Below are 22,723 nucleotides of genomic sequence, written 5' to 3'. Positions count from 1 at the left end.
CCCTCAGCGCAGGAGTTGCTCGATGTCGAGGACGGGCAGCCGGTGTTCCGCGATCAGGCCCGCGATGTCGTCGATCCGCGCCATTTCGCCGTCGTCCCGCATGATCGAGCATATCACGGCCGCATCCCCGGCGCCGGCCCTGCGGCAGGCCTCGATCGAGGCTTCGGTGGCCGCGCGACGCTCGCGCACCCCGCCCTCGCGCGCGATCAGGGGAAACACGTGGCCGGGCGAAATCAGGTCGCTCGCGGTGGCATCGTCGGCCGCGGCAACCCGGATCGTATGCGCCCGGTCGGCCGCGGAAATGCCCGTGCTGACGCCGCTCGCCGCCTCGATCGACCGGCCGTGGGGGCGGCCGGACTGGTTCTCCCGCCCGGGATTGATGAGTTCTATGCCAAGGCGGATCGCGCGCGCGGGCGTGATCGCGAGGCACACCAGTCCACGCCCGTGCAGCGCCATGAAGTTGATTGCCTCGGCAGTCGCGTCGCGCGCGGGGACGCAGAAATCGATGTCCCCACCGCGATGCTCGTCGCCGGTGATGACGATCATCCGCCCGGCCGCAAGCGCCGCAAGGGCGTCTTCCAGGTTGGGCGCCATCCTAGCGCCCCATCGCCGAAAGAGCGCGCGCGCCGCGGACGGTCTGTCGGCCGACCATCTCGAGCTGCATCCGTGCGCGGTCCTCGAGGCATTCGCCGTCGGGCGAGAACAGCCCCTGATAGACCCGCACCGTCGCGCCCATCGGGGTCGGCCAACCGCGCAGCGCATGCACGACCGAGCGCAGCGTCTGCAGCGTGCTCATGCTGGCCTGATCGCCATAGGCGGTGGCGATAAGGCCGATCGCGCGACCGTCGAGATAGGGGCGCTCGTCCTTCGCGAGGTCCTCGAGGTAGTCGAGCGCGTTCTTGACGAGACCCGAGATCGACCCGTGATAGCCGGGTGCCGAAACGATCACCCCGTCGGCCTGGCGCACCGCCTCGACGAACTCGGCGCCGTCCTTGATGCCATAGCCCTCACCCCGGTAATGCGGCAGCGCGCGCAGGTACTCGCTTCCGAACACCGTCACGTCCGCGCCCGCTTCTTCCGCCGTGGACGCCGCCAGGCGCAGCGCCTGTTCGGTCGAGTTGCCGGGGTTCACCGTGCCCCCGACGGCAACGATCTTGATGGTCACCCGGAAAACTCCTCTTGCATGAATTCGTCGAGGGCCCGCGCCTGCGCGGGTGAGAACCGTAGCCCGAGCTTGCTGCGGCGCCAAAGGACATCGTCGGCGCTGCGCGCCCATTCGCGCGCGGCAAGGTGGCGCACCTCGCGTTCGGTGAGGCCGTGGCCGAAATCGCGACCGCAGTCGGCCATGCTCGCTGCGCCCTCGAAAATGGCGAAAGCGGTGGTGCCATAGGCCCGCACGAGCCGGTGCGCGGCATCGGCGAGGAACGGGAAGCTCTTGGCGAACCGCGCTTCGAGATCGGCCGCCCCGTCGACCGCAAAATCGCCGCCCGGAAGCGCCGCATCGGCGGTCCAGCCGTCGCCCCGCAGTGCCACCAGGCGTTCGCCGAGCAGTTCGACCGCCTCCTGCGCAAGGTGGCGATAGGTTGTTATCTTGCCGCCGTAGACCGTCAGCAGCGTGGCCCCTTCGTCCGGTTCGGACAGGTCCAGTTCGTAACCGCGCGTCGCGGCCTCGGGCCTTCCCGACCCGTCGTCGATCAGCGGGCGCACGCCCGAATATGTCCATACGACGTCGTCAGGCGAGACGACCCGGCGGAAGAAGCGGCTGGCGCCTTCGCACAGGTAGGCGATCTCTTCCGCGCTCGCCTCGACCGGGCCGCCGTCGTGATCGACGTCGGTCGTCCCGATCAGCGTGAAGTCGCGTTCGTATGGAATGGCGAAGAATATCCGCCCGTCGGGCAGCTGGAAGAAATAGGCGAACGGGTGATCGAACAGCTTGCGCACGACGATGTGTGACCCGCGCACGAGCCGCATTGCCCGGTCGGGCCGGACATGGCCGGCCTCGAGCACGTCGAGCACGGCAGGCCCCGCTGCATTGACCACGGCGCGCGCGGCGAATGTCTCGCCACCGGCCTCGATCCGCCAGTGTTCGCCGTCGCGCGCCAGCCGGGTGACCGCGCAGCGCGTGCGGACCTCGGCGCCGCGATCGGCCGCGTCACGGGCATTGAGCACGACCAGCCGTGCATCGTCGACCCAGCAATCGGAATAGACGAACGCCTTGCGGAATTCGGGTTTGAGCGGGGCGCCCGCGGGGTGGGCCGTCAGGTCGATACTGTCGGTCCCGGCGAGCCGCTTGCGCCCCCCGATGTGGTCGTAAAGGAACAGGCCGGCGCGCACGAGCCAGCGCGGGCGCAGGCCGGGCACGTGGGGCAGGACGAACCGCATCGGCCACGCGATGTGCGGGGCGATGGCGAGCAGCCGCTCGCGCTCCGACAGGCTCTCGCGAACGAGCGCGAACTCGTAATGCTCGAGGTAGCGCAGGCCCCCATGGATCAGCTTGGTCGATTTCGACGACGTCCCGCTCGCGAGGTCGGACGCCTCGAGCAGCAGCACCTTCGCCCCGCGTCCCGCGGCGTCGCGCGCGATTCCGCAGCCGTTCACCCCGCCGCCGATCACCGCGAGGTCGTAGAGGGGGAAAGCCTCGGTCATTCGTCAGTCGAACTTCAGCGGGCCGTGTTCGATGTGCGGCAGGACATAGCGAGCGAACATGTCGCACTCGTTGACGTGCGGATAGCCCGACAGGATGAATGCCTCGATGCCTTCGTCCTGGTAGGCGCGCAGCTTTGCCAGCACCTGGTCGGGCGTTCCCACGATGGCGGCCCCGCAGCCCGAGCGCGCCCGACCGATGCCAGTCCACAGGTTGTCCTCGACGAAGCCGTCGCCGCCCGCCGCGCTGCGCAATTCGGCCTGGCGCTGGACGCCGTAGTTCTTCGCGTCGAGCGATTTCTCGCGGATCGCCCTGCCGGCCTCGTCGTCGAGCTTCGACAGCAGCCGGTCGGCATACTGGCGCGCCTCTTCCTCGGTCTCGCGCACGATCACGTGGACCCGGTAGCCGAACTTGAGCGAGCGGCCGTACTTTGCCGCCCGCGCGGTCAGGTCGGCGATGTTCTCGCGCACCTTGTCGATCGTGTCGGGCCACATGAGGTAGACGTCGCACGCCTCGGCCGCGCACTCGCGCGCCTCGTGGCTCAGGCCGCCGAAGTAGAACGGCGGGCACTTGCCGCTGATGGTCGTGACCCGCGGCGGGTCGAGCGTGAGCTGGTAGTGCTCGCCCTGGTGATCGATGCTCTCCCCGTTGAGCAGCGCGCGGACGATCTTCATCACCTCGGTCGCCCGGCCGTAGCGTGGCCCGCCCGGCATCGACTGGCCGGGCATGTCGGACGAGATGATGTTGACGTTGAGGCGCCCCGCGGTCCCCTCGGCGTTCGGCCCGAGGATGCGGTCGAGCGTCGCGATCCGGCGCGCGAGCTGCGGCGGCCAGTCCTCGCCGATACGCGTCGCCCAAAGCAGCTTCATCCGCTGGAGCATCGGCGCCATCGCGGCGGCGAAGACGGTGGTGTCGAGGCCGAGCTGGTAGCCCGACGGCAGGAGGATGTTGTCGAATCCGCCCTCTTCTGCGCGCAGGACGATGTTGCGGCAGTGCTCCCAGCTCGACTGGAGCTGCGGATCGGGAACGCCGAGAAACTCGTAGTCGTCATCGCACAGCGCGGAAAACCACGCGATCTCGCACTGTCGGGTCATGGCAATCTCTCTCCTCGTGCGGCGACGAGCACCGCGTACCAGTCCTGCCGGGTCCAGCGCATGGACAGCGCCTTGGCGGCCTCGGCAATCCGCCCCGCGCTCTGCGAACCGACGATGGGAATGATCCCTGCCGGGTGCGCCATCAGCCAGCCGTATGCCGCCACGCTGCGGCTGACGCCCTGCTCGGCCGCGATGCGATCGAGCTCGGCCGCCACCGCCGTGTCACGCGCGCGCTCGGGTGCGAGCAGGCGCCCGCCGCCAAGCGGCGACCAAGCCAGCGGGACCAGGTTCATGCGCATCGCCTGGTCGAGCTCGCCGTTCTCGAAGCAGTCGATCCTGAGCGGGCTGATCTCGGGCTGGGTCGCCGCAAGCGGCCGGCCAAGGAAGCACGCCAGCGCCTCTATCTGCGGCATCGTGAAGTTGGAGACGCCGAGCTCGCGCACCTTGCCGGCCGCGACCGCATCATCGAGCGCGCGCGCGACCTCTTGCGGATGCGCAAGGATGTCCGGCCGGTGGACCTGCCACAGGTCGATCGTGTCGAGCCTCAGTCGGCGGAGCGATGCGTCGATGGCCTCGGCGATGTATTCGGTTGACTGGTCGTAAGGCAGCGGCGGACGGATACCGCCCTTGGTTGCCAGCACTATCCGCGCGCGCAGGCCGGGCTCAGCCGCGAGGACCTCGCCCAGCAGCGCCTCGGCGTCGCCGAACCCGCGCGACCCGTCGAAGCCGTAGATATCGGCGGTATCGAGAAAGGTGATGCCGGCGTCGAGTGCGGCGTGCACCAGCGCCACTGCGTCGGTTGCGGAGCGCCCGTCCTCGGCGAGCCGCCACATGCCCCAGGCGATGGGCGAAACGGGGATCGCGCCGGCGCCGAGCGAACGGGTGGCAGGCAGGGCGGGCAAAAGGCTCATTCGGGTCTCCTGGCGGGCGGTGCGACCGAGGCACGCTCGACCAACTGGTGGGGCAGGCGGCGATGCACTGTCTCGCCCCCCGCGATGAGGATTTCGGCAGCAGTGCGCGCCAGTTCGGCCATCGGCTGGTGGATCGTCGTCAGCGGCGGCCAGACCGTGCGCGCCAGCGTGGTATCGTCGAAGCCGGCGACCGACAGTTGACCGGGCACGTCGATTCCGCGTGAGTGCGCTTCCGCCAGGACGCCCGCGGCCATGTCGTCGTTCGCGGCGAAGATCGCGGTCGGCGGCTCCAGCCCGCCAAGCAGCGCGGCGGCGGCGCGCACGCCGCTTTCGAAATCGAACTCTCCATCCATCACCAGCGCGGGTTCGAACGGGATGCCCGCGCGGTCGAGCGCCTTGCGATAGCCGTAAAGCCGTTCCTCGCTCGCCATGTGGCTCGGGTGGCCCTTCACGAAACCGATCCGGCGGTGTCCGTGGTTGACCAGGTGGGTGGTCATGTCGTCGCCGGCCTGCGCGTCGTCCATGAACACCGAACTGGTCAGCGCGTGGTTGGTCCCAGGAGAAATGCGGACGAACGGTATGTCGAGCGCGTCGAGCGTCTTGAGCACCGGTTCGCAGTCGGTCACCGGAGACGACAGGATGATCCCGTCGACGTGGGTTTCCGAGATCAGCCCGCGCACCTGCTCGCCCACGTCGGGATCGTCGACGTCGACCGGCTGGGCGAGCAGCCGGATGCCCTTTTCGTGGCACACGTCCCAGCAGCCCTTCTGGATCTGGAACATGTAATAGGGGCTGTGATTGTCGTAGATCAGCGCGACCTGGTTGGACTTCGCGCCCGACAGGATCCGGGCCGCCACGCTGGGGCGGAAGTCGAGTTCCCGCATCGCTTCCTCGACCCGCTCGCGCATCGCCTGGCTGACGTACGGGTGGCCGTTGAGCACGCGGCTGACGGTCTTGACCGCGACCCCGGCACGCGCGGCGACGTCGCGGATGTTGGCACGCTCGCTCATGGCAGGTTCCCTTGTGCGAACTGTGCGAACAGCGCGGCGTGCGCGCTTTCGGGGCGATAGAACACCGGCGGGCGGCCAAGCGGGGCCTCGATGGCGTGAACGCCGGGCGCAAAGTCCCTGCCCGTCCAGAGATGCCGCCAGTCGCCGGCGCCGGGAAGTACCACCGTGCGCGCGACCGCGCCTTCCTCGATCACCGGAGCCACCATGAGATCGGGTCCGTAGAGATACTGGTCCTGCACCGCAAACAGCGAAGGGTCGTCCGGGTACTCGAGGAATAGCGGCCGCTGCAGCGGCAGCCCGCTGAGCGCCGCCTCCCCGCACAGCGCGCGCACATAAGGGGCCAGCGCGGCGTGCACCCGGCTCCAGAACGCGAAGCAGGCGAGCAGCTCGTCCGAGCTGTCATACTGCAGGTTGTCGTCCGGACGGTTGCCTTCGTGGCTTCGCATGACGGGAGCGAACGCGGCAAGCTCGCACCAGCGCTGCATCAGTTCCTCGCTGCGCACGTTACCGAGCAGCGAGGTGTATCCCCCGCAATCCGAATGGCTGTAGGCGTTGCCCACCAGCCCTGCCGACAACGCGGCGGTGATGACGGTGCCGATCCCGTCGTGGCGAGTGAAGTCGACCGACTGGTCGCCCGCCCACAGCAGCGGGCAGTGCGCCTGCACCCCTGAAAAGCCCGCCCGCATGAAGAACAGCGCGTCGCCGGTCTTCCCGCGGCTGGCAAGCGCGGCGGCGTTGACCGCGGCCCACAGCACCGGCCAGCGATTGTGCGCCTCCATCGGGTCGCTGCCGTCGGCAAGGCGGACGTCGGTCGGCAGGTATTCGCCGAAGTCGGCCATCCAGCCCATGATTCCCCGGTCGAGCATCTCGCGGCCCAGGATTCGCTCGGCGAACCAGTCGCGGGTCTCGGCGCGGGTGAAATCGACCACCCCGCAGTCGAACTCGCCGAAATCGACGAGGTAGACCTCGTCGCTGCTCGGCCTCAGGCAGAAGTGGCCGCCTTCGCGGGCTTCCTCGAACAGGTCGGCGTCGGTCGAGAGGTAGGGATTGGCGTAGGCCAGGAAGCGGATGCCGCGCGCGGCAAGGTCGCCAATGCGCGATTCCAGGCCGGGATAGCGTGCCTCGCTGCGCGCGCCGACCTGCCAGTCCCAGAACAGGCGGCGGCCGAAGCTCGTCTCGCGGATGCCCGCCCAGTCCTCGCACCACAGCCCCGAAACTGCGGCGCCCGCAGCGACGAAGCGGTCCAGCCGGTCGAAGCTCGTGGCGCCCGACTTGAGGCCGACGATCGCCCCCTCGATCGCCCAGTCCGGCAGCGGCGGCTGGCGGCCGAACCGATCGGACAGGCGCGACACCAGCGGCTTGGATCCTGGGGCGGCGAACAGCTCGAACCGGGCGGTGTTCGCCCAGACCTCTACCCGGTGCGCGGCGGGGTCGGTGAAGTCGAGCACACTGTAGCAACTGGCGTCGAGGTGGACCGCGAGCCAGCGGCTGGTGAGGAAAGTCGGCTGGGGGTAGTTCGTGGTCCAGTAATCGCCGCCGGCCATGCCGTCCGCATCCATCGCGCGGGTCAATTCGGTCGCCTTGTCGCGGCCAACCCCCGGCTCGCTCGTCCACATCGGAAAGCGGCGACCGTTGAGCGCGAGATAGCTCATCTGTTCGCCACCGCCCCAGACCGCCTCCCCCGGCTCGGCATGGAACCGCACGTAGAGCCGGTCGAAGTCGAGGTCGGTCGCGGTGACGGTCAGCACCGAATCGTCCCAGGCGAGAAGGGCACCGTCGAACGCGATCCCGCCTTCGACCCGGCGCCAGGCGACGAGGGCGCGTTCGTCCGACGGGGCGTCCTCGATCCGGAAGTTTCCGCGCAGCATGGTCACCGCGGGCGCACCCCGGGCGATGACCACCGCAGGACAGCTTGCGCTATGGCGAACGACGACCCGGCTGCCATAACGCAACTCGAATCCGTCGCCGGTCGCGTGATAGTCGAGGATTTCCGCCAATCTCTCCCCCGGTGTGGCACCCGCGCCACATCCTGCCCGATCGCGGTCGAGCGATCGATGTGACACCGCTTGACATATCGAGGCGACGCGCGCAATTCAAGCGCAACAAAAAGACGCTTTGGAAGGGAGAGAGTTTCATGATCCGTGGTGGGATTGGACGCCGGGCGCTCGCGCTGTCGGGCAGCATCGTCGCGTTCGCCGTCGCTTCGCCTGCACTCGCGCAGGACGCGACCGGGGAAGCCGATCAGGGCGGCATCCAGGAAATCATCGTCACCGCGAACAAGGTGGCCGAGAACGTCCAGGACGTGCCGATTGCGGTTACCGCGCTGACCGGCGACCGCCTCGAGCAGACTGGTACGACCAGCCTCGAAGGGCTGACCCAGCTCGTCCCCTCGGTGACCTTCCGCAAGGGCACCACGAGCGCCAACAGCGCGATCGTGATGCGCGGCGTGGGCACCATCACGTTCTCGATCGCCGCGGAACCGAGCGTGTCGACGGTCGTCGACGGCGTGGTGCTGAGCCGTTCCGGCCAGGCGTTCATGGATCTCGTCGATGCAGAACGGATCGAAGTGCTCCGCGGGCCGCAGGGAACCCTGTTCGGCAAGAACGCGAGCGCGGGCCTGGTCAACATCGTGTCGAAGGGCGGCACCGACAGCCTCGAGGCCGAGGCACGGGCCGAATACTACGAAGGCGACGAGTATCGCCTGCGCGGCTCGCTGTCCGGCCCGCTCGGAACCGATCTCTCCGCTCGCGTGACCGGCTTCTACGGCAACTACGACGGCAACATCACCAACGTCTTCGGGGGCCAGGACAACAAGGTCAACGGATACGAGCACTACGGCGCGCGGGGCATCGTCGACTACGACGGGGCCATCGCGAAGCTGCGGTTCATCGCGGACTATTTCCGCGCCGACGACGATTGCTGCGCCGACGTGACCACGGTCAGCCGCGGCGCGGTGCTCGATGCCGAACTCGGGCTGCCGGGCGGCGTCGCGCAGGGGCTCGACCAGCGTTACGTCAACCACAACCTCGTCACCCAGACGAAGGACACCCAGTGGAGCCTGACACTGTCGGGCGATTTCGACCTGACCGACACCCACACGCTCAGCGTCGTGGGCGGCTATCGCAACTGGGAAAACACCGAGATCCGCGAGGGCGACTTCCTGCCGCGCGCGATCGTGGGGACCGCGCAGCTCCACGATACCGGCCTGGTGACGACCCAGCAGGTTTCGGTCGAGGCGCGGGTGGCGTCCGATCCGGCAATGCCGTTCTTCTACCAGGTCGGCGCCTTCGCCTGGCATTCGGACAACACCCAGACCTTCACCCGCCGCGACATCACCTGCTCGACCTCGACCCTCCCGGTCGCTCCCAGCGGCGCGCGGCCCTGCAACGTCGCCGATACGGTCAACACGTTGTTCCCCACGGCCACCTCGAACAGCGACGTCGGGTCGTCGAACTTCGCCCTTTTCGGCCAGGCCACCTGGCGCCTGAGCGACCTGATCGCCCTCACCGGCGGTTTGCGCTACACGTGGGACGAACTGACCTACGTCCACACCCGCGCGCCGGGCGTCAACGCGGCGACGGGCCTGCCAGCGACCGGCCCCGGTGTCTCGGGCAATCCGGCAGGCGGCACGATCGCGGCAGGCGGCAACGGAACCAACACCTCGAGCGGAAACAGCGACAACGGCAACCTGTCGGGCAAGGCGGTGGTCCAGATCACCCCGAGCGACGACGTCATGCTCTACGGCAGCTACACGCGCGGCTACAAGGGACCGGCGTTCAACGTCTTCTTCAACCACACCGCACCGACCAACGCGGTGCCGATCGACGAGGAAACGTCCGACGCGTTCGAGATCGGCGCGAAGACCCAGTTCCTCGACAACCGGGTCCAGCTCAACGTGGCAGCCTTCACGGTCGAGTACGACGGGTTCCAGGCAAACAACTTCGTCACGCTGAACGGTGCGGTCGTGACCAACCTGACCAACGCGGGAACGGTGAAGTCGAAGGGCTTCGAGGCGGACCTGCTGGCGGTGCCGGTCGACGGGCTGACCCTGCGCGCGAGCGCGGCCTATGCCGATGCCTTCGTCAAGCAGTTCAACCCGAACCCGGCGACCAACGCGCCCGACGCGCGCAACGGCACCCAGCTACCGCTCGCCCCGAAGTTCGTCTACACGCTGGGTGGCAGCTACGAGGCCGATCTCGGCGCGGCGCGGCTCTACCTCGACACCGACTTCCGGCACGTCAGCAAGCAGTTCTCGGACCTCGGCGAGCAGGGCCCGATCGACCCGTACGGCATCTGGAACGCCTCGATCGGCTTCTCGGACGCGGACGACCGCTTCCGGCTGACGTTCCACGCGCGAAACATCACCGACCAGAGCTACGCGCTGCTCAACGTCAGCAACGGCCAGCGCCTGCAGATCCCGCGGGATGCGGATCGCTACTTCGGCGTGAGCCTGCGCGCGCGCTTGCGTTAAGACACAAGCCCGACGGGTCCGGGTAAAACGGCGGCCGCGGAGGCTCCCCTCCGCGGCCGTTCGTGCATCTAGAACAGGCGCGCGCCCAGCGGCACGTCGCGATCGGGCGCGAACAGGACGACTTCGCCCTCGGCGTCCGCGAACCCGACGGTCAGCACCTCGGACATGAACTTGCCGATCTGGCGCGGAGGGAAGTTGATCACCGCCGCGACCAGCCGCCCGGGCAGGTCATCGAGCGCATAGCGTGCGCATATCTGCGCCGACGAACGCCGGACGCCCACGCCAGGCCCGAAATCGATCGTCAGCTTGTAGGCGGGCTTGCGCGCCTCGGGAAAGGCCTCGGCCGAAACAATGCGGCCGACGCGAATGTCGACGCGCAGGAAATCGTCGAAACCGATCTCAGCGGCTGGCGGGCTGGCGGGATCGTGATTCAGGTGCATCGGCGCACCTTAGCCCACCCGGTGCCTCGGGTGAAACGCGGACTAGGCCTCGTCCTCGGCGACGATCCGCGGCACCAGGAAGTGGATCCACGCCAGCGCCGACAGGTAGGCCACCGCCGCGGCCCAGAACAGCGGCGCATAGCCGATGCCCGCCGTGAGCAGGGCCCCGGTCGCTTCCTGGATACCGAATCCGGCGACGTTGCCGGCGATCGCGCCGATCGCCATGACGGTCGCCACCCGGCGCGCAGGGATCGCGTCCGCCGCGAAACCGAAGATGTTGGTCGAGAACCCCTGGTGTGCAAAGAGGCCGAGGCCGATGATGGCGGCCGCCGTCCAGGCGCTGTCGACGGTCAGGGCGAGCGGGATCGGCAGGATGATAAGGCCATAGAGCAGCATCCCGGTCTTGCGCGCCCGGTTGACCGATTGCCCGCGGTTCAAGAACACCCCGAACAGCCGTCCCGCGGTCAGCGCACCGACCGCGGCCATCGCGAAGGCCAGCGCCGTCGGCCCGACCAGCTCGGACTGCGACAACTGGAAGACCTTGTTGAACAGGTCTGGCAGCCAGAAGGTGAAGAACCACCAGAACATGTCGGTGATCGCCTTGGCGCCCGCGATCGCCCATGTCTTGCGGTCCGACAGGGCCTCGGCATAGGACGGGCGCAGCGGCGCGCCTTCCGCCGCGGCCGCCCGCGGCAGGGGGTGCAGGCGGCGGGTTCCGGCGATCCAGCCCGCGAGCCACACGAAACCGAGCGCACCGGTCACGATGAAGGCGGCCTTCCAGCCGAATGCGACGCCGAATGGCACGACCGTCAGCGGCGCGATGATGTTGCCGAGGTTGGGCGCGGTATTGACGATACCCAGCGCCATCGCCCGCTTGCGGATCGGCAGGAATTCGGCCGCGGCCTTGACCGCGGCGGGCGTGTTGACGGCTTCGAACGCGACGAGGGCGACCCGCGCGGTAACGAACTGCGAAACGGTGGCCGCGACAGCGTGCCCCATGCCCGCCAGCGACCAGCAGACGACCGCCGCGCCGTACGCAAGCTTGACGCCGAACCGGTCAATGATCCATCCAACGAACAGCAGCGCGGCAGCCGCCGCGAGCTGGCTTGCCGAGGCGAAGTGCGCGAATTCGGCATCGCCCCAACCGTATTCGGCGGAGATCGTCGGCTTGAGCAACGCCAGCACCTGCCGATCGACGTAATTGATGATCGTTCCGAAAAAGAGCAGGGCGATCAGCCAGTTGCGAGTCCTCGCCAGAGCCTTTTCCGATGCCGAGGGGTCGAGGGCCGCGACCGAACCGAGGCTTGCGCCGGTGCTTTCACTCATGCGGACTCTCCCCCCTTGCGCGCTTACGTCGGGCGCGTTCCGCTTGCACGATAGCCATCTCTCCGCCTAAGGAAAGCGATATATGACACCGGCGGACAATCTCGGCTCGGGCGACCCCTCCATGCGGCGCGAACTGCCCTATGCCGGCGACCTGTTCGGCGAGATCTACCTCGCCGAAACCATGCCCGCCAGCGTGGAGCCGATCGACCGATGGTCGGCGCTGACGCGCTTTCTTCCCGGTCTCGCCATTGTCGCGGTTGCCGCGGGTACGGCGGCCTGGCTTGCGGAGCACTACGGCTTTCCGATCATCCTGCTGGGACTACTGATCGGCCTGTCGCTGAACTTCGTCGCCCGCGAACCGGCGACGCACGCCGGCCTCGACCTGGCAAGCCGGACCTGCCTGCGGTGGGGCATCGTGGCTCTCGGCTTCCAGGTCACCTTTGCCCAGGTGATCGCCATCGGACCCTGGCCCTTCGCGGCGCTGGTCGCGATCATGGTGCTGGCGTTCGCAGCCGGGGTCGGCGGAGCGGCGATCTCGGGCCAGTCGCGCTATGCCGGGATTCTCGCCGGCGGTGCGACCGCGATCTGCGGGGCGAGCGCGGCGCTGGCGCTCTACGGCATCATCGGCCGCGACCGCCTGAGCCAGGCGCAGTTCGCCCTCACCCTTGTCGGGGTCAGCCTGGCGAGCGCGCTCGCTATGTCGCTCTATCCGGCGATCGCGGGGGAACTCGGCCTGACCGACAGCCAGGCGGGATTCCTGATCGGCGCATCGATCCACGATGTCGCCCAGGCGATCGGCGGCGGGTTCACCTATTCCGACGCCGCCGGCGCCGAAGCGACCATCATCAAGCTCTCGCGCGTCGCCATGCTCGGCCCCGCGATGATCCTGGTCGCGCTCTGGATCGGCAACTCCTCGAGCGAGGTGAACCGGCCGGCCTGGCGGCGGATCGCCATCCCCTGGTTCATAGTCGGGTTCGTGCTGCTGGTCGCTGTGAACAGCACCTGGGCGGTTCCCCCTGACGCCCAGGGGGCGATGATGGTCGCCTCGAAGACGCTCCTGCTTCTCGCGGTGATCGCCACCGCGATGCGCTCGGACATGGCGCTGATCATGCAGCTCGGCTGGCGCGCGGCGACCCCGGTCGCCTGCGCGACGCTGACCAGCTTTCTCGCCGCCTGCTGCGCGCTCTATCTCGGGGTGACGAACTAGCCGCGCTGGCCGCTAGCGCCGCTGCCGTTCCATCAGCGCCACCAGCTCGTTGAACTTCGCGCGCTGCTCGGCCTCGTCGCCGGACGCGATGGCCTCGGCCACGCACGTCGCCGCATGGTCCTTGAGCACCTCGCTCTCGACCTTCGCGAGCGCGGATTTCACGGCCTGGACCTGCGTGAGGATATCCATGCAGTAACGCCCGTCCTCGATCATCTGGGCGATACCGCGCACCTGCCCGGCAATCCGGTTGAGGCGGTTCACCTTCGCCTTGGCGTCTGCGTCACAGGTCACGCGCACACCTCTTGAAATACCCTGGGGGGGTATATACAGAGGCTGCCAGGAGAACACAAGACATGGTCGATTCGCCGTCGGTTTCCCGCCGCAGCCTCATCGTCAGCACCGCCGCGCTGGCGGCCGCGACCGCCCTGCCGATGCCGGCCTGGGCCCGTGGCTCCAGCCTTGCCTCTGCCCGCAAAGGCTTTGCGACGCTGACGGGCGAGGACATCCGCCTCACGATCGCCCGGTCCCACTTCATGCTGGGCGACCGCGGCGGGCACGCGGTGACCGTCAACGGCAGCCTTCCCGGGCCGCTGATCCGCCTCCGCGAAGGCCAGACCGTTCGCCTGCACGTGACCAATCAGCTCGACGAGGACAGCTCGATCCACTGGCATGGCCTGCTGGTCCCGTTCCAGTTCGACGGCGTGCCGGGCGTGAGTTTCCCGGGCATCCGGCCGGGCGAGACGTTCACCTACGAGTTTCCCGTTCGCCAGACCGGCACTTACTGGTGGCACAGCCACTCGGGCCTGCAGGAGCAGTCGGGCCACTACGGCCCGCTGATCGTCGATCCCGCGCACGACCACGGTCCCGGCTACGACCGCGAATACGTGCTGTTGCTGAGCGAGTTCACCCCGCTCCACCCGCATCAGATCATGCGCAAGCTCAAGGTCTCGGAAGGCTATTTCAACTACACCAAGCAGACTGCGACCGAAGGCGACATGCCGCTTGCCGAGCGCCTCCAGTGGGGCCGGATGCGGATGGACCCGCGCGACATCTCCGACGTGACAGGTTCGACCTACACCTACCTCGTCAACGGCCACGCGCCGGCCGACGACCTGGAGTTCGTCTTCGCGCCGGGCGAGCGGATCCGCCTGCGCGTGATCAACGGCAGCGCGATGACGTTCTTCAACCTCCGCATCCCGGGCGTGCCCCTGACCGTCATCCAGGCCGACGGCCAGGACGTGGCCGACGTGACGGTGGACGAGCTCCAGATCGGCACCGCCGAGACATACGACCTGGTGGTCGAGCCGGGGGCGGGCGCGCATACCATCGTCGCCGAGGCGATGGACCGGTCCGGCATGGGCGTGGCCACGCTCACCTCTGCCCCGGGCAGACGCGCGCTGGTGCCAGCGCTGCGCGAACCCGTCACCCTCACCATGGCCGACATGGGCATGGGCAGCATGGACGGCGCGCACGGCGGGGCGATGACGCACGACGCGCACGGCGCGATGGCCGGAATGGATCACGGCGCAGGAGGCGCGCACGGGGGAATGGCGATGGACCATTCGATGCGCGACCTGTCGAAACTGCCGGCGGACGCGCAAGGAGCGGGCGTCGACATGATCGCGCCGATGCCGATCGACCGGATGGACTATCCCGGCCTCGGCCTCGACAAGGTCGGCCACCGGGTCCTGCGCTACACCGACCTCAGGGCCACGGTCCCCAACCCCGTTCGCCGACCTGACCGCAGCCTGGAGATCCACCTGACCGGCAACATGGAACGCTACATGTGGTCGTTCGACGGCAAGAAGTTCACCGCCGTTACCGATGACCCGATCCGCTTCGGTTACGACGAGCGGGTTCGCGTCACGCTCGTCAACGACACGATGATGGCGCACCCGATCCACTTGCACGGCCATTTCTTCGAACTGGTCAATGGCGCGGGACCGGCGCACCAGCCTCGCAAGCACACCCTGATCGTCCAGCCGGGGAGCAAGGCCACCTTCGACCTGACGGCGAACGAGCCCGGCGACTGGGCCTTCCACTGCCACCTCCTCTACCACATGCACGCCGGCATGATGCAGGTCGTCACCGTGCGGCCGTTCCCGGAAGGAGGCGCCTGATGCGCGCGCTGCTCCTCGCCACCGCCGCGCTCGTCGCGGCGCCCGTCGCCGCGCAGGACCATTCGGCCCACGCGGGGCATTCGGCCTCGACCCAGGATCCCGTTGCCGGCAACGAGGCCGAGAGCCACGCTCATGGTGCCTCCGCGAACCAGCCCGCGGCCGAACACGCTGTGGTGGACCATTCAGCGATGGACCATTCCACCATGGACCACTCGAAAATGGATCAGCCGGCGACGGACCGCTCGGCGATGGACCACTCGACGATGGACCACTCCGCGATGGACCACTCTGAGATGGACCACGGTGCGGTGCCCGTTCCGTCCTCCGGCCCGCCGCCGCGCGCGCTCGAAGGGCCGCGACACGCCGCCGACGTCATTTTCGGCGCGGCGGCGATGGCGCCTTCGCGCGAGCAGCTGGCGCTCGAGAACGGCGGCTTCAGGGGTGGGTCCTTCATGTTCGACCGCCTCGAGACCAGGGTCGGCCAGGGCGAGGACCTCTACCTGTGGGACGCGCAGGGCTGGTACGGGGGCGACATCGACAAGCTGTGGATCAAGAGCGAGGGCGAAGGCGCGTTCGGCGGTGCGGTCGAGAGCGCGGAAGTCCAGGCGCTGTGGAGCCATGCGATCGACCCGTGGTTCGACCTGCAGGCCGGCGTTCGCTACGACCTCGAGCCCAGGAGCCGCGCCCATGCGGTGATCGGCGTGCAGGGACTTGCGCCCTATATGTTCGAGGTCGATGCCGCCGCATTCCTCTCCGATCGCGGCGACCTTACCGCGCGCATCGAGGCCGAGTACGACCAACGCATCACCCAGCGGCTGATCCTCCAGCCACGGGCGGAGATCGTGCTGGCCGCCCAGGATGTGCGCCCGGCCGGCGTCGGCGCTGGCCTTTCCTCGATCGAGGCGGGACTGCGGCTCCGCTACGAGATCGCGCGCGAGTTCGCGCCCTACATCGGGGTCGACTACGAGGCGAAGCTCGGCCGGACGGCCGATTTCGCCCGCGCGGACGGTGAAAGGCCCGATCGCGTCTTCTTTCTTCTCGGCGTGAGGGCGTGGTTCTGATGGCGCACGATCATTCGCATTGCGGCGCCCCGGCGCATTCGCACGGGCCCACGGCGACCGATCCGGTCTGCGGCATGGACGTGACGATCGACGGCGCGAAACACGTCGCCACCCACGATGGCGCGACGCATTATTTCTGCTCGGCCGGCTGCCGCGAGAAGTTCGTCGGGAACCCCGCGCACTACCTGTCCGGCGCCCACCGCGCGGCCGACGAGGACCTGCCCGCCGGCACCATCTACACCTGCCCGATGCATCCCGAAGTGCGCCAGGTGGGGCCGGGCAGCTGCCCGATCTGCGGCATGGCGCTCGAGCCCGAAACCTTTTCCGCCGAAGATACCGGCCCCGACCCGGAACTGGTCGACTTCACCCGCCGGTTCTGGATCGGCGGGGCGCTGACCGTGCCCTTGCTGGTGCTCGCCATGGGGCCGATGGTGGGCCTTGGCTGGATTCGCGACGCGGTCGGCCATGGCCTGGCGCAATGGGCCGAACTGCTCCTGGCGACGCCCGTCGTCCTGTGGTGCGGTTGGCCGTTTCTCGTACGCGGCTGGCGATCGTTCCGCAGCTGGAACCTCAACATGTTCTCGCTCATCTCGATGGGCGTGGTCGCCGCGTGGCTGTTCAGCGTGGTCGCCGTTTTCGCGCCAGGCATCTTTCCCGCGGGCTTTCGCGACATGCACGGCAGCGTCCCGGTCTACTTCGAGGCCGCGGCGGTGATCGTGGTCCTCGTCCTGCTCGGCCAGGTCATGGAACTGCGCGCCCGCGAAGGCACCGGCAAGGCAATCCGCGCGCTGCTCGATCTCGCGGCCAAGACCGCGCAGGTGATCCGCGAGGATGGCCGCGAAGAGGAAATCCCGCTCGACGAGGTCGCGGTGGGCGACCGGCTGCGCGTTCGCCCGGGCGAAAAGGTGCCGGTCGACGGGGAGGTCGTGGAAGGCCGTTCCTCGGTCGACGAAAGCATGATCACCGGCGAACCCGTCCCGGTCGAGAAATCTGCCGGCGACAGCGTCACCGGCGCGACGATCAATGGCACCGGCAGCCTGGTGATCGAGGCGCGCCGGGTCGGTTCGGACACCGTCCTCAGCCAGATCGTCGAGATGGTCGGCAAGGCGCAAAGGTCGCGCGCGCCGATCCAGAAATACGCCGACAAGGTGGCGGGGTTTTTCGTGCCTGCGGTGATCGGCGTCGCCGTGCTCGCCTTCGTCGGCTGGGCGCTGCTCGGCCCCGTTCCTGCGCTGTCTTATGCGCTCATCGCCGCTGTTTCCGTGCTCATCATCGCGTGTCCCTGCGCGCTGGGCCTCGCCACGCCGATGTCGGTCATGACCGCCACGGGCCGCGGCGCCCAGGCGGGCGTGCTGATCCGCAACGCCGAGGCGCTCGAGCGGTTCGAGAAGATCGACACCCTCATCGTCGACAAGACCGGCACCTTGACCGAGGGCCGTCCGAAACTCGTCGCGGTGGAGGCGGAGCCGGGGTTCGACGCGGACGAGGTGTTGCGGCTTGCGGCGACGCTCGAGCGCGGATCGGAACACCCGCTGGCAGAAGCGATCGTGAACGGCGCCGATGCGAAGGGCATCGCGCTCGGCAAGGCCGACGCCTTCGAGGCAGTAACCGGCAAGGGCGTGACGGGGCGCGTCGACGGCCGCGCGGTCGCGCTCGGCAATGCCCGCCTCGTCGATGACCTCGGCGGCAATGCGGGCGCACTCGAAGAGCGGACCAACGCGCGCCGCGACCAGGGCGAGACGGTGATGTTCGTCCTCGTCGACGGCGCGCTCGCCGGCCTCGTCAGCGTGGCCGACCCGGTCAAGGACACCACGCCCGCCGCACTGAAGGAGCTCCGCGCGCTCGGCCTGCGGATCATCATGGCGACCGGCGACAACGAGCGCACCGCGCGCGCGGTCGCCGCACGGCTCGGCATCGACGAGATCCGGGCCGACGTGCTGCCGCAGGACAAGGCGCGGATCATCGAGGAACTGCAAGCGCAGGGCGCGCGCGTCGCCATGGCGGGCGACGGCGTCAACGACGCCCCCGCCCTCGCCCAGGCCGACGTCGGCATCGCGATGGGCACCGGGGCCGACGTCGCGATCGAGAGCGCGGGGCTGACGCTGGTCAAGGGCAACCTCGACGGGATCGTCCGCGCCCGGCGCCTCGCGCGCGCGGCGATGCGCAACATTCGCCAGAACCTGTTCTTCGCGCTCGGCTACAACGCCCTCGGCGTCCCCATTGCAGCCGGCGTGCTCTACCCGGTGTTCGGCATCCTCATCAGCCCGATGTTCGCCGCCTTCGCGATGAGTGCCTCGTCGATATCGGTGGTGACCAACTCGCTTCGGCTGCGCACGGTCGAAATATGAGGCACGGGCGCGGCACCGCGCCCGAACGCCCTTTTCACCCCTTCATGTCTTCCAGCTCGATGCCCTTCGTCTCGTGGACGAAGGCCTTGACCAGGAAGAAGCTGATCACCGCGCAGACCGCGTAGAAGGTATAGCTCGCGGCCAGCCCGATGCCCGAAGCCATCGCCGGGAAGGTCTGCGCGACGAGGTAGTTGGCGAACCACTGGAAGAAGCCCGCCACCGCCAGCGCGCTGCCGCGGATCTGGTTGGGGAACATCTCGCCCAGCATGACCCACATCACCGGTCCCCAGCTGACGTTGAAGAAGATCACGTAGAGGTTTGCGGCGACCACCGCGACGGTGCCCATCCCGGTCGACAATTGGAGGTTGCCCGCCGCGTCGAGCGTGCCCTGGCTGAACGCGTAAACCATCACGAACAGCGTCGCCGCCATCCCGGCCGAACCGATCAGCAGCAGGGGCTTGCGTCCGATCCGGTCGATCACCGCGATCGTGACCAGGCACGCCGCGATCGACACCGCCCCCGACACGATGTTGATCAGCAGGCTGTCGCTCTCGGTAAACCCGGCGAGCTGCCACAGCGTGGCACCGTAATAGAAGATCACGTTGATGCCGACGAGCTGCTGGAACACCGCCAGCATGATCCCGACCCACACGATCGGCCGGATGCCAAGAAATCCCTTGGAACCCTGCGGTGCGAGAACGTCGCGCAGCTGCGGCCGGTGGTCGGCTGCGAAGCTGTCGCGGATCTCCCGCAGCTTGGCCTCGGCGACAGCCGCCCCGAACAGGCTCGCGAGCACGCCGCCCGCCTCATCGTGCCGTCCCTTCGACACAAGGTAGCGCGGGCTTTCGGGAATGAAGAACAACGCGACCAGGAACACCGCCGCAGGGACCGCCTGCATCAGGTACATCCACCGCCACGCAGCGATGCCGAGCCAGAAATCACTGGTCGATTCCCCCGCCGCAGCGGCGAGGAAGTAGTTGACCAGGAACGCCGCCGTCAGGCCGGTGATGATCATGATCTGCTGGACGGTGGTCATCCGCCCGCGGATGTTGGCGGGGGCGACTTCGGAGATGTAGGCCGGCGACAGCACGCTCGCCGCGCCCACCGCCATGCCGCCCATGATCCGCGCGAAGACGAACACGGCGTGGTCGGCCGTGAGGCCCTGGATCAGCGCGCCGACGAGGAACAGGACGGCCGCGATGCGCATCACGTTGCGGCGCCCCATCGCATCGGCCAGCGTGCCGGCAAAGAACGCGCCGACGAAGCAGCCGATCAGCAGCGAACCGACCGTGAATCCCAGCCCCCCTTCGTCGAGCGCGAAGGCGGTGACCAGGCCCGGTTGCGTCCCGTTGACCGCCCCGCTGTCGTAGCCGAACAGCAGGCCGCCGATCGTCGCGACCGCGACGATGGCCGAAATGAGCGCCATGTTGGCGCGCCCCTCAGTGGTGGCGTTCATGCGTTGTGCCCCTCCCTGGCCCGGCCGCCATCGACCCGGCGCGTCTGCGCCACCTCATCGGTCCTCGCACGCGATCCGGCAAGTGCTTACAATCCTGTTTCTGGCGTGGTCGCGGTTGACGAGGTTGCATTCCACGCCGAAAGAGCCGCTGGGTGCCATCCGTCGAAGCGCAGGTTCGCTTTGCCTGCCGACGAACGCAATGCACTTACCTGACCGGGGGATGGACAGCAGGCCCAACGATGTCCCTTCGCGATACACCGTTCGCGGATTCCGGCATCGGCCCTCGACCGAAATCGCCACGTATGCAGACGTCCGGTCCCTCTCCTCGCCATCGGCAATCGCCACGTTTTCTCGCGCTATACGCGCTGGCGGTCGGCGGCGGGTCGGCCTCCTACGCGCCATTCCTGACGCTCTTCCTGCCGGCCCGGCTGCTCGAACTGTTCGGCGACCGCGCGGTGGAAGTCATGTCCTACAGCGCCTTTGCCGGGGCGATCGCGGCAAGCCTGTCGAACATCGCCTTCGGCTGGGCAAGCGATCGAACGGGCCACCGGCGGGGCTGGATCCTGGCAGGGCTGGTGCTGTCGTCGCTCCTGCTCGTGTCGATGCAGTGGGTTGAAACGATCTTCCATCTCCTCGCGATGGTCGTCGCCTGGCAGGTTTCGCTGAACATGATGCTGGCGCCACTCGCCGCCTGGGCCGGCGATTGCGTCCCTGACGAGCAGAAGGGACTGCTCGGCGGCCTGCTGTCCCTTGCCCCTGGGATGGGCGCACTGGTCGGCGCGGCGATCACGCTGCCGCTGGTCGCCGGCGACGGGGCGAGACTGGTGGTGAACGCCGCCCTGGTGGTCGCCATGGTGCTGCCCGTACTGGTCGCGGGAAAGCCGCGCCCGATGCCGCACCTCCGGCAAACCGCGGAAAGCGGCGCCCCGCAAGCCCTTGACGCGCCCGCTCCCGATCCAGCATCGATACCCGTCTGGCGAATGTGGCTCGCGCGGCTCCTTGTCCAGATCTCCGAGGCATCGCTCTTCGCCTTCCTGCTCCTGTGGCTGCGCGGGCTCGACGAAGGCGTGCGGGAAAACGACGTCGCCCGGGTTTTCGCGTTCGTCCTATTCGCGGCCGTGCCCGTCGCCGTTCTCGCCGGGAGATGGTCGGACCGGGCGCGCCGGCCGATGGCGCCGCTCGTCGTCTCGGTTGCGATCGCCTCGCTGGGGCTGGCGGGGATGTCGGTCGCCCCGAACGGGACCTGGGGAATAGGGGGCTACGTGACGTTCGGGATCGCGGCTTCGGTCTTCCTGGCGCTTCATTCGAGCCAGACCCTGCGCGTGCTTCCGCGTCCCGAACACCGCGGCAGGGACCTCGGCGTGTTCAACCTGACCAACACGATCCCGTCGCTCGTCATGCCGGGGATCGCGCTTGCGCTGATACCGGTGTTCGGGTTCCACGCGCTGTTCGCGGTGCTGGCGGGCTTGACGTTCCTCGCGATCCCGTTGCTCTCGACCCGCAGGGCGGTGCGAAACCTTGCATGAAGCTCCCTGCCGGCCGGTTGGCGTCTCCCCTCGGATCGGCTAGTTGCTGGCCGATGGGGCGCCCATGGTGACGATGCGCGAAGTGGCGAAAGCCGCCGGGGTCTCGGTGGCCACGGCCTCGCGTGCGCTCAACGGGCTGTCCAACGTCACCCAGGAAACCCGCGAGAAGATCGAGGCTGCGGCGGCGGCGCTGGACTATGTCCCGCACTCGGGCGCGCGCAGCCTGACGCGCCAGCGCACCGATACGATCGGCGTGATCCTGCCCGACCTGTTCGGCGAATTCTTTTCGGAGATGATCCGCGGGATCGACATCATCGTCCACGGGGTCGGCAAGAACATGCTGCTGGGCAATATGCACGGCAGTCCCGAGGAAGCGGCCAACGCGATCCGCTCGATGCGGGGGCGGGTCGATGGATTGCTCGTCATGCCCCCCAATTCGAGCGCCGACACGATCGGCAACGCGCTTCATCGCAGTATCCCGACGGTCCTGCTCAACGCCAAGCCGAAGGACCCGACCACCCCGTTCGTCACGGTCGACAACTACGCGGGCGCGCGGCTGGTGACCGAACATCTCGTCGCGCAGGGTGCGCGGCGCATCGTTCACATCGCCGGACCAGCCGGCAACCGGGACGCGACCGAGCGCAAGCGCGGCTATCTCGATGCCCTCGCGCGGCATCTGCCGGAGGCGACGCCGATCGTCCTGCCGGGGGATTTCCGGGAGGATGCCGGACGCGATGCGGCCCGGTTGCTGCTCGCCGGGCAGATGGCGTTCGATGCCGTCTTTGCGGGCAACGACCTGATGGCGGTCGAACTGATGTCGGAATTGCGCGAAGCGGGACTGGTCATCGGCAAGGACGTGCTGGTGGCCGGCTTCGACGATATTCCGCTGGCGCGCTACGTCACTCCCCAGCTCACCACGGTCCATTCGGACATCACGCGGCTTGGTTCGACCGGCGCGCTGATGGTCCTGCGAATGCTGAGCGGCGAGCAACTGAGCGGCGAAAACGGGGTGACGATCGCCCCCGCCCTCGCGGTCCGCGGATCGACGGCCGGCCCGCTGAAGAAAGCGGCCCGATAGGAAGAAGACCTTTCAATGGCGCTCGCACCAT

At 68.4% G+C, this 22,723-nt stretch carries 18 protein-coding genes; 7 read left to right on the top strand and 11 right to left on the bottom strand.

What is annotated here, in order from left to right:
- Positions 1–3: 3 nt before the first annotated feature.
- Genes N0B51_RS11565 through N0B51_RS11535 form a run of 7 tightly spaced genes read right to left on the bottom strand, consistent with a single transcriptional unit; the run spans position 4 to position 7,647 of the window.
- Positions 4–594, bottom strand: a complete 591-nt coding sequence (locus N0B51_RS11565) for a 3,4-dihydroxy-2-butanone-4-phosphate synthase (protein WP_259962522.1) — start codon at positions 592–594, stop codon at positions 4–6.
- A 1-nt stretch (position 595) separates the two neighbouring features.
- Complete coding sequence (locus tag N0B51_RS11560; RefSeq protein ID WP_259962521.1) at positions 596–1,165, bottom strand: NADPH-dependent FMN reductase; 570 nt, start codon at positions 1,163–1,165, stop codon at positions 596–598.
- Entirely contained in the window at positions 1,162–2,646 is a 1,485-nt protein-coding gene (locus tag N0B51_RS11555; protein ID WP_259962520.1) for a glycerol-3-phosphate dehydrogenase, read from the bottom strand. The genes N0B51_RS11560 and N0B51_RS11555 overlap by 4 nt, the downstream gene beginning before the upstream one ends.
- 3 nt (positions 2,647–2,649) lie before the next feature.
- A complete protein-coding gene (locus N0B51_RS11550; protein ID WP_259962519.1) occupies positions 2,650–3,738 on the bottom strand; it encodes an LLM class flavin-dependent oxidoreductase in 1,089 nt (362 codons plus the stop codon).
- Positions 3,735–4,649, bottom strand: coding sequence for an aldo/keto reductase (locus tag N0B51_RS11545; RefSeq protein WP_259962518.1), 915 nt, complete (start codon positions 4,647–4,649; stop codon positions 3,735–3,737). The genes N0B51_RS11550 and N0B51_RS11545 overlap by 4 nt, the downstream gene beginning before the upstream one ends.
- Positions 4,646–5,659, bottom strand: a complete 1,014-nt coding sequence (locus N0B51_RS11540) for a LacI family DNA-binding transcriptional regulator (RefSeq protein WP_259962516.1) — start codon at positions 5,657–5,659, stop codon at positions 4,646–4,648. The genes N0B51_RS11545 and N0B51_RS11540 overlap by 4 nt, the downstream gene beginning before the upstream one ends.
- Positions 5,656–7,647 carry an alpha-glucosidase gene (locus tag N0B51_RS11535; RefSeq protein ID WP_375545960.1) on the bottom strand — a complete coding sequence of 664 codons (1,992 nt, stop codon included), beginning with the start codon at positions 7,645–7,647 and terminating at the stop codon, positions 5,656–5,658. Before N0B51_RS11535 ends, N0B51_RS11540 begins: the two co-directional genes overlap by 4 nt.
- A 146-nt stretch (positions 7,648–7,793) precedes the next feature.
- On the opposite strand from N0B51_RS11535, the gene N0B51_RS11530 reads away from it, so the two are divergent.
- Positions 7,794–10,130, top strand: a complete 2,337-nt coding sequence (locus N0B51_RS11530) for a TonB-dependent receptor (RefSeq protein WP_259962514.1) — start codon at positions 7,794–7,796, stop codon at positions 10,128–10,130.
- A 68-nt stretch (positions 10,131–10,198) separates the two neighbouring features.
- Here the strand turns inward: N0B51_RS11530 and N0B51_RS11525 are convergent, their stop codons facing one another.
- Together N0B51_RS11525 and N0B51_RS11520 are read right to left on the bottom strand one after the other, a co-directional pair.
- Complete coding sequence (locus N0B51_RS11525; protein ID WP_259962513.1) at positions 10,199–10,570, bottom strand: tRNA-binding protein; 372 nt, start codon at positions 10,568–10,570, stop codon at positions 10,199–10,201.
- Positions 10,571–10,612: 42 nt separating this feature from the next.
- Positions 10,613–11,896: an MFS transporter gene (locus N0B51_RS11520; RefSeq protein ID WP_259962512.1), complete on the bottom strand. Its 1,284-nt coding sequence runs from the start codon at positions 11,894–11,896 to the stop codon at positions 10,613–10,615.
- Positions 11,897–11,978: 82 nt separating this feature from the next.
- On the opposite strand from N0B51_RS11520, the gene N0B51_RS11515 reads away from it, so the two are divergent.
- On the top strand, positions 11,979–13,103 hold the full coding sequence (locus N0B51_RS11515; protein WP_259962511.1) for a YeiH family protein: 1,125 nt from the start codon (positions 11,979–11,981) through the stop codon (positions 13,101–13,103).
- Positions 13,104–13,115: 12 nt separating this feature from the next.
- Here N0B51_RS11515 and N0B51_RS11510 read toward each other — a convergent pair whose 3' ends face one another.
- Positions 13,116–13,394: a metal-sensitive transcriptional regulator gene (locus N0B51_RS11510; RefSeq protein ID WP_259962510.1), complete on the bottom strand. Its 279-nt coding sequence runs from the start codon at positions 13,392–13,394 to the stop codon at positions 13,116–13,118.
- Between the two features lie 62 nt (positions 13,395–13,456).
- On the opposite strand from N0B51_RS11510, the gene N0B51_RS11505 reads away from it, so the two are divergent.
- From N0B51_RS11505 to N0B51_RS11495, 3 genes are read left to right on the top strand one after another with little or no spacing between them, the layout of a single operon-like run.
- On the top strand, positions 13,457–15,223 hold the full coding sequence (locus N0B51_RS11505; RefSeq protein ID WP_259962509.1) for a copper resistance system multicopper oxidase: 1,767 nt from the start codon (positions 13,457–13,459) through the stop codon (positions 15,221–15,223).
- Positions 15,223–16,284: a copper resistance protein B gene (locus N0B51_RS11500; RefSeq protein ID WP_259962508.1), complete on the top strand. Its 1,062-nt coding sequence runs from the start codon at positions 15,223–15,225 to the stop codon at positions 16,282–16,284. Before N0B51_RS11505 ends, N0B51_RS11500 begins: the two co-directional genes overlap by 1 nt.
- Positions 16,284–18,632 (top strand): heavy metal translocating P-type ATPase, encoded by a 2,349-nt coding sequence (locus N0B51_RS11495; RefSeq protein ID WP_259962507.1) that lies wholly within the window; start codon positions 16,284–16,286, stop codon positions 18,630–18,632. The genes N0B51_RS11500 and N0B51_RS11495 overlap by 1 nt, the downstream gene beginning before the upstream one ends.
- Positions 18,633–18,666: 34 nt before the next feature.
- On the opposite strand, the gene N0B51_RS11490 is transcribed toward N0B51_RS11495, so the two are convergent.
- Complete coding sequence (locus tag N0B51_RS11490) at positions 18,667–20,088, bottom strand: sugar porter family MFS transporter (protein WP_259962506.1); 1,422 nt, start codon at positions 20,086–20,088, stop codon at positions 18,667–18,669.
- Positions 20,089–20,390: 302 nt separating this feature from the next.
- On the opposite strand from N0B51_RS11490, the gene N0B51_RS11485 reads away from it, so the two are divergent.
- Both N0B51_RS11485 and N0B51_RS11480 read left to right on the top strand, forming a co-directional pair.
- Positions 20,391–21,614: an MFS transporter gene (locus tag N0B51_RS11485; protein ID WP_259962505.1), complete on the top strand. Its 1,224-nt coding sequence runs from the start codon at positions 20,391–20,393 to the stop codon at positions 21,612–21,614.
- 73 nt (positions 21,615–21,687) lie between these two features.
- A complete protein-coding gene (locus N0B51_RS11480) occupies positions 21,688–22,692 on the top strand; it encodes a LacI family DNA-binding transcriptional regulator (RefSeq protein WP_259962616.1) in 1,005 nt (334 codons plus the stop codon).
- The last annotated feature ends 31 nt before the right edge of the window (positions 22,693–22,723 follow it).

It is taken from the genome of Tsuneonella litorea (assembly GCF_025154015.1).
GTDB lineage: Bacteria > Pseudomonadota > Alphaproteobacteria > Sphingomonadales > Sphingomonadaceae > Tsuneonella > Tsuneonella litorea.
This window is presented reverse-complemented; position numbering and strand designations above follow the sequence as displayed.

Excerpts from the sequence above, each read along its gene's own strand:
- N0B51_RS11565 (WP_259962522.1), bottom strand. The coding sequence starts at position 594 with ATGGCGCCCAACCTGGAAGACGCCCTTGCGGCGCTTGCGGCCGGGCGG.
- N0B51_RS11555 (WP_259962520.1), bottom strand. The coding sequence starts at position 2,646 with ATGACCGAGGCTTTCCCCCTCTACGACCTCGCGGTGATCGGCGGCGGG.
- N0B51_RS11550 (WP_259962519.1), bottom strand. The coding sequence starts at position 3,738 with ATGACCCGACAGTGCGAGATCGCGTGGTTTTCCGCGCTGTGCGATGAC.
- N0B51_RS11545 (WP_259962518.1), bottom strand. The coding sequence starts at position 4,649 with ATGAGCCTTTTGCCCGCCCTGCCTGCCACCCGTTCGCTCGGCGCCGGC.
- N0B51_RS11540 (WP_259962516.1), bottom strand. The coding sequence starts at position 5,659 with ATGAGCGAGCGTGCCAACATCCGCGACGTCGCCGCGCGTGCCGGGGTC.
- N0B51_RS11530 (WP_259962514.1), top strand. The coding sequence starts at position 7,794 with ATGATCCGTGGTGGGATTGGACGCCGGGCGCTCGCGCTGTCGGGCAGC.
- N0B51_RS11525 (WP_259962513.1), bottom strand. The coding sequence starts at position 10,570 with ATGCACCTGAATCACGATCCCGCCAGCCCGCCAGCCGCTGAGATCGGT.
- N0B51_RS11520 (WP_259962512.1), bottom strand. The coding sequence starts at position 11,896 with ATGAGTGAAAGCACCGGCGCAAGCCTCGGTTCGGTCGCGGCCCTCGAC.
- N0B51_RS11515 (WP_259962511.1), top strand. The coding sequence starts at position 11,979 with ATGACACCGGCGGACAATCTCGGCTCGGGCGACCCCTCCATGCGGCGC.
- N0B51_RS11505 (WP_259962509.1), top strand. The coding sequence starts at position 13,457 with ATGGTCGATTCGCCGTCGGTTTCCCGCCGCAGCCTCATCGTCAGCACC.
- N0B51_RS11500 (WP_259962508.1), top strand. The coding sequence starts at position 15,223 with ATGCGCGCGCTGCTCCTCGCCACCGCCGCGCTCGTCGCGGCGCCCGTC.
- N0B51_RS11495 (WP_259962507.1), top strand. The coding sequence starts at position 16,284 with ATGGCGCACGATCATTCGCATTGCGGCGCCCCGGCGCATTCGCACGGG.
- N0B51_RS11490 (WP_259962506.1), bottom strand. The coding sequence starts at position 20,088 with ATGAACGCCACCACTGAGGGGCGCGCCAACATGGCGCTCATTTCGGCC.
- N0B51_RS11485 (WP_259962505.1), top strand. The coding sequence starts at position 20,391 with ATGCAGACGTCCGGTCCCTCTCCTCGCCATCGGCAATCGCCACGTTTT.
- N0B51_RS11480 (WP_259962616.1), top strand. The coding sequence starts at position 21,688 with ATGCGCGAAGTGGCGAAAGCCGCCGGGGTCTCGGTGGCCACGGCCTCG.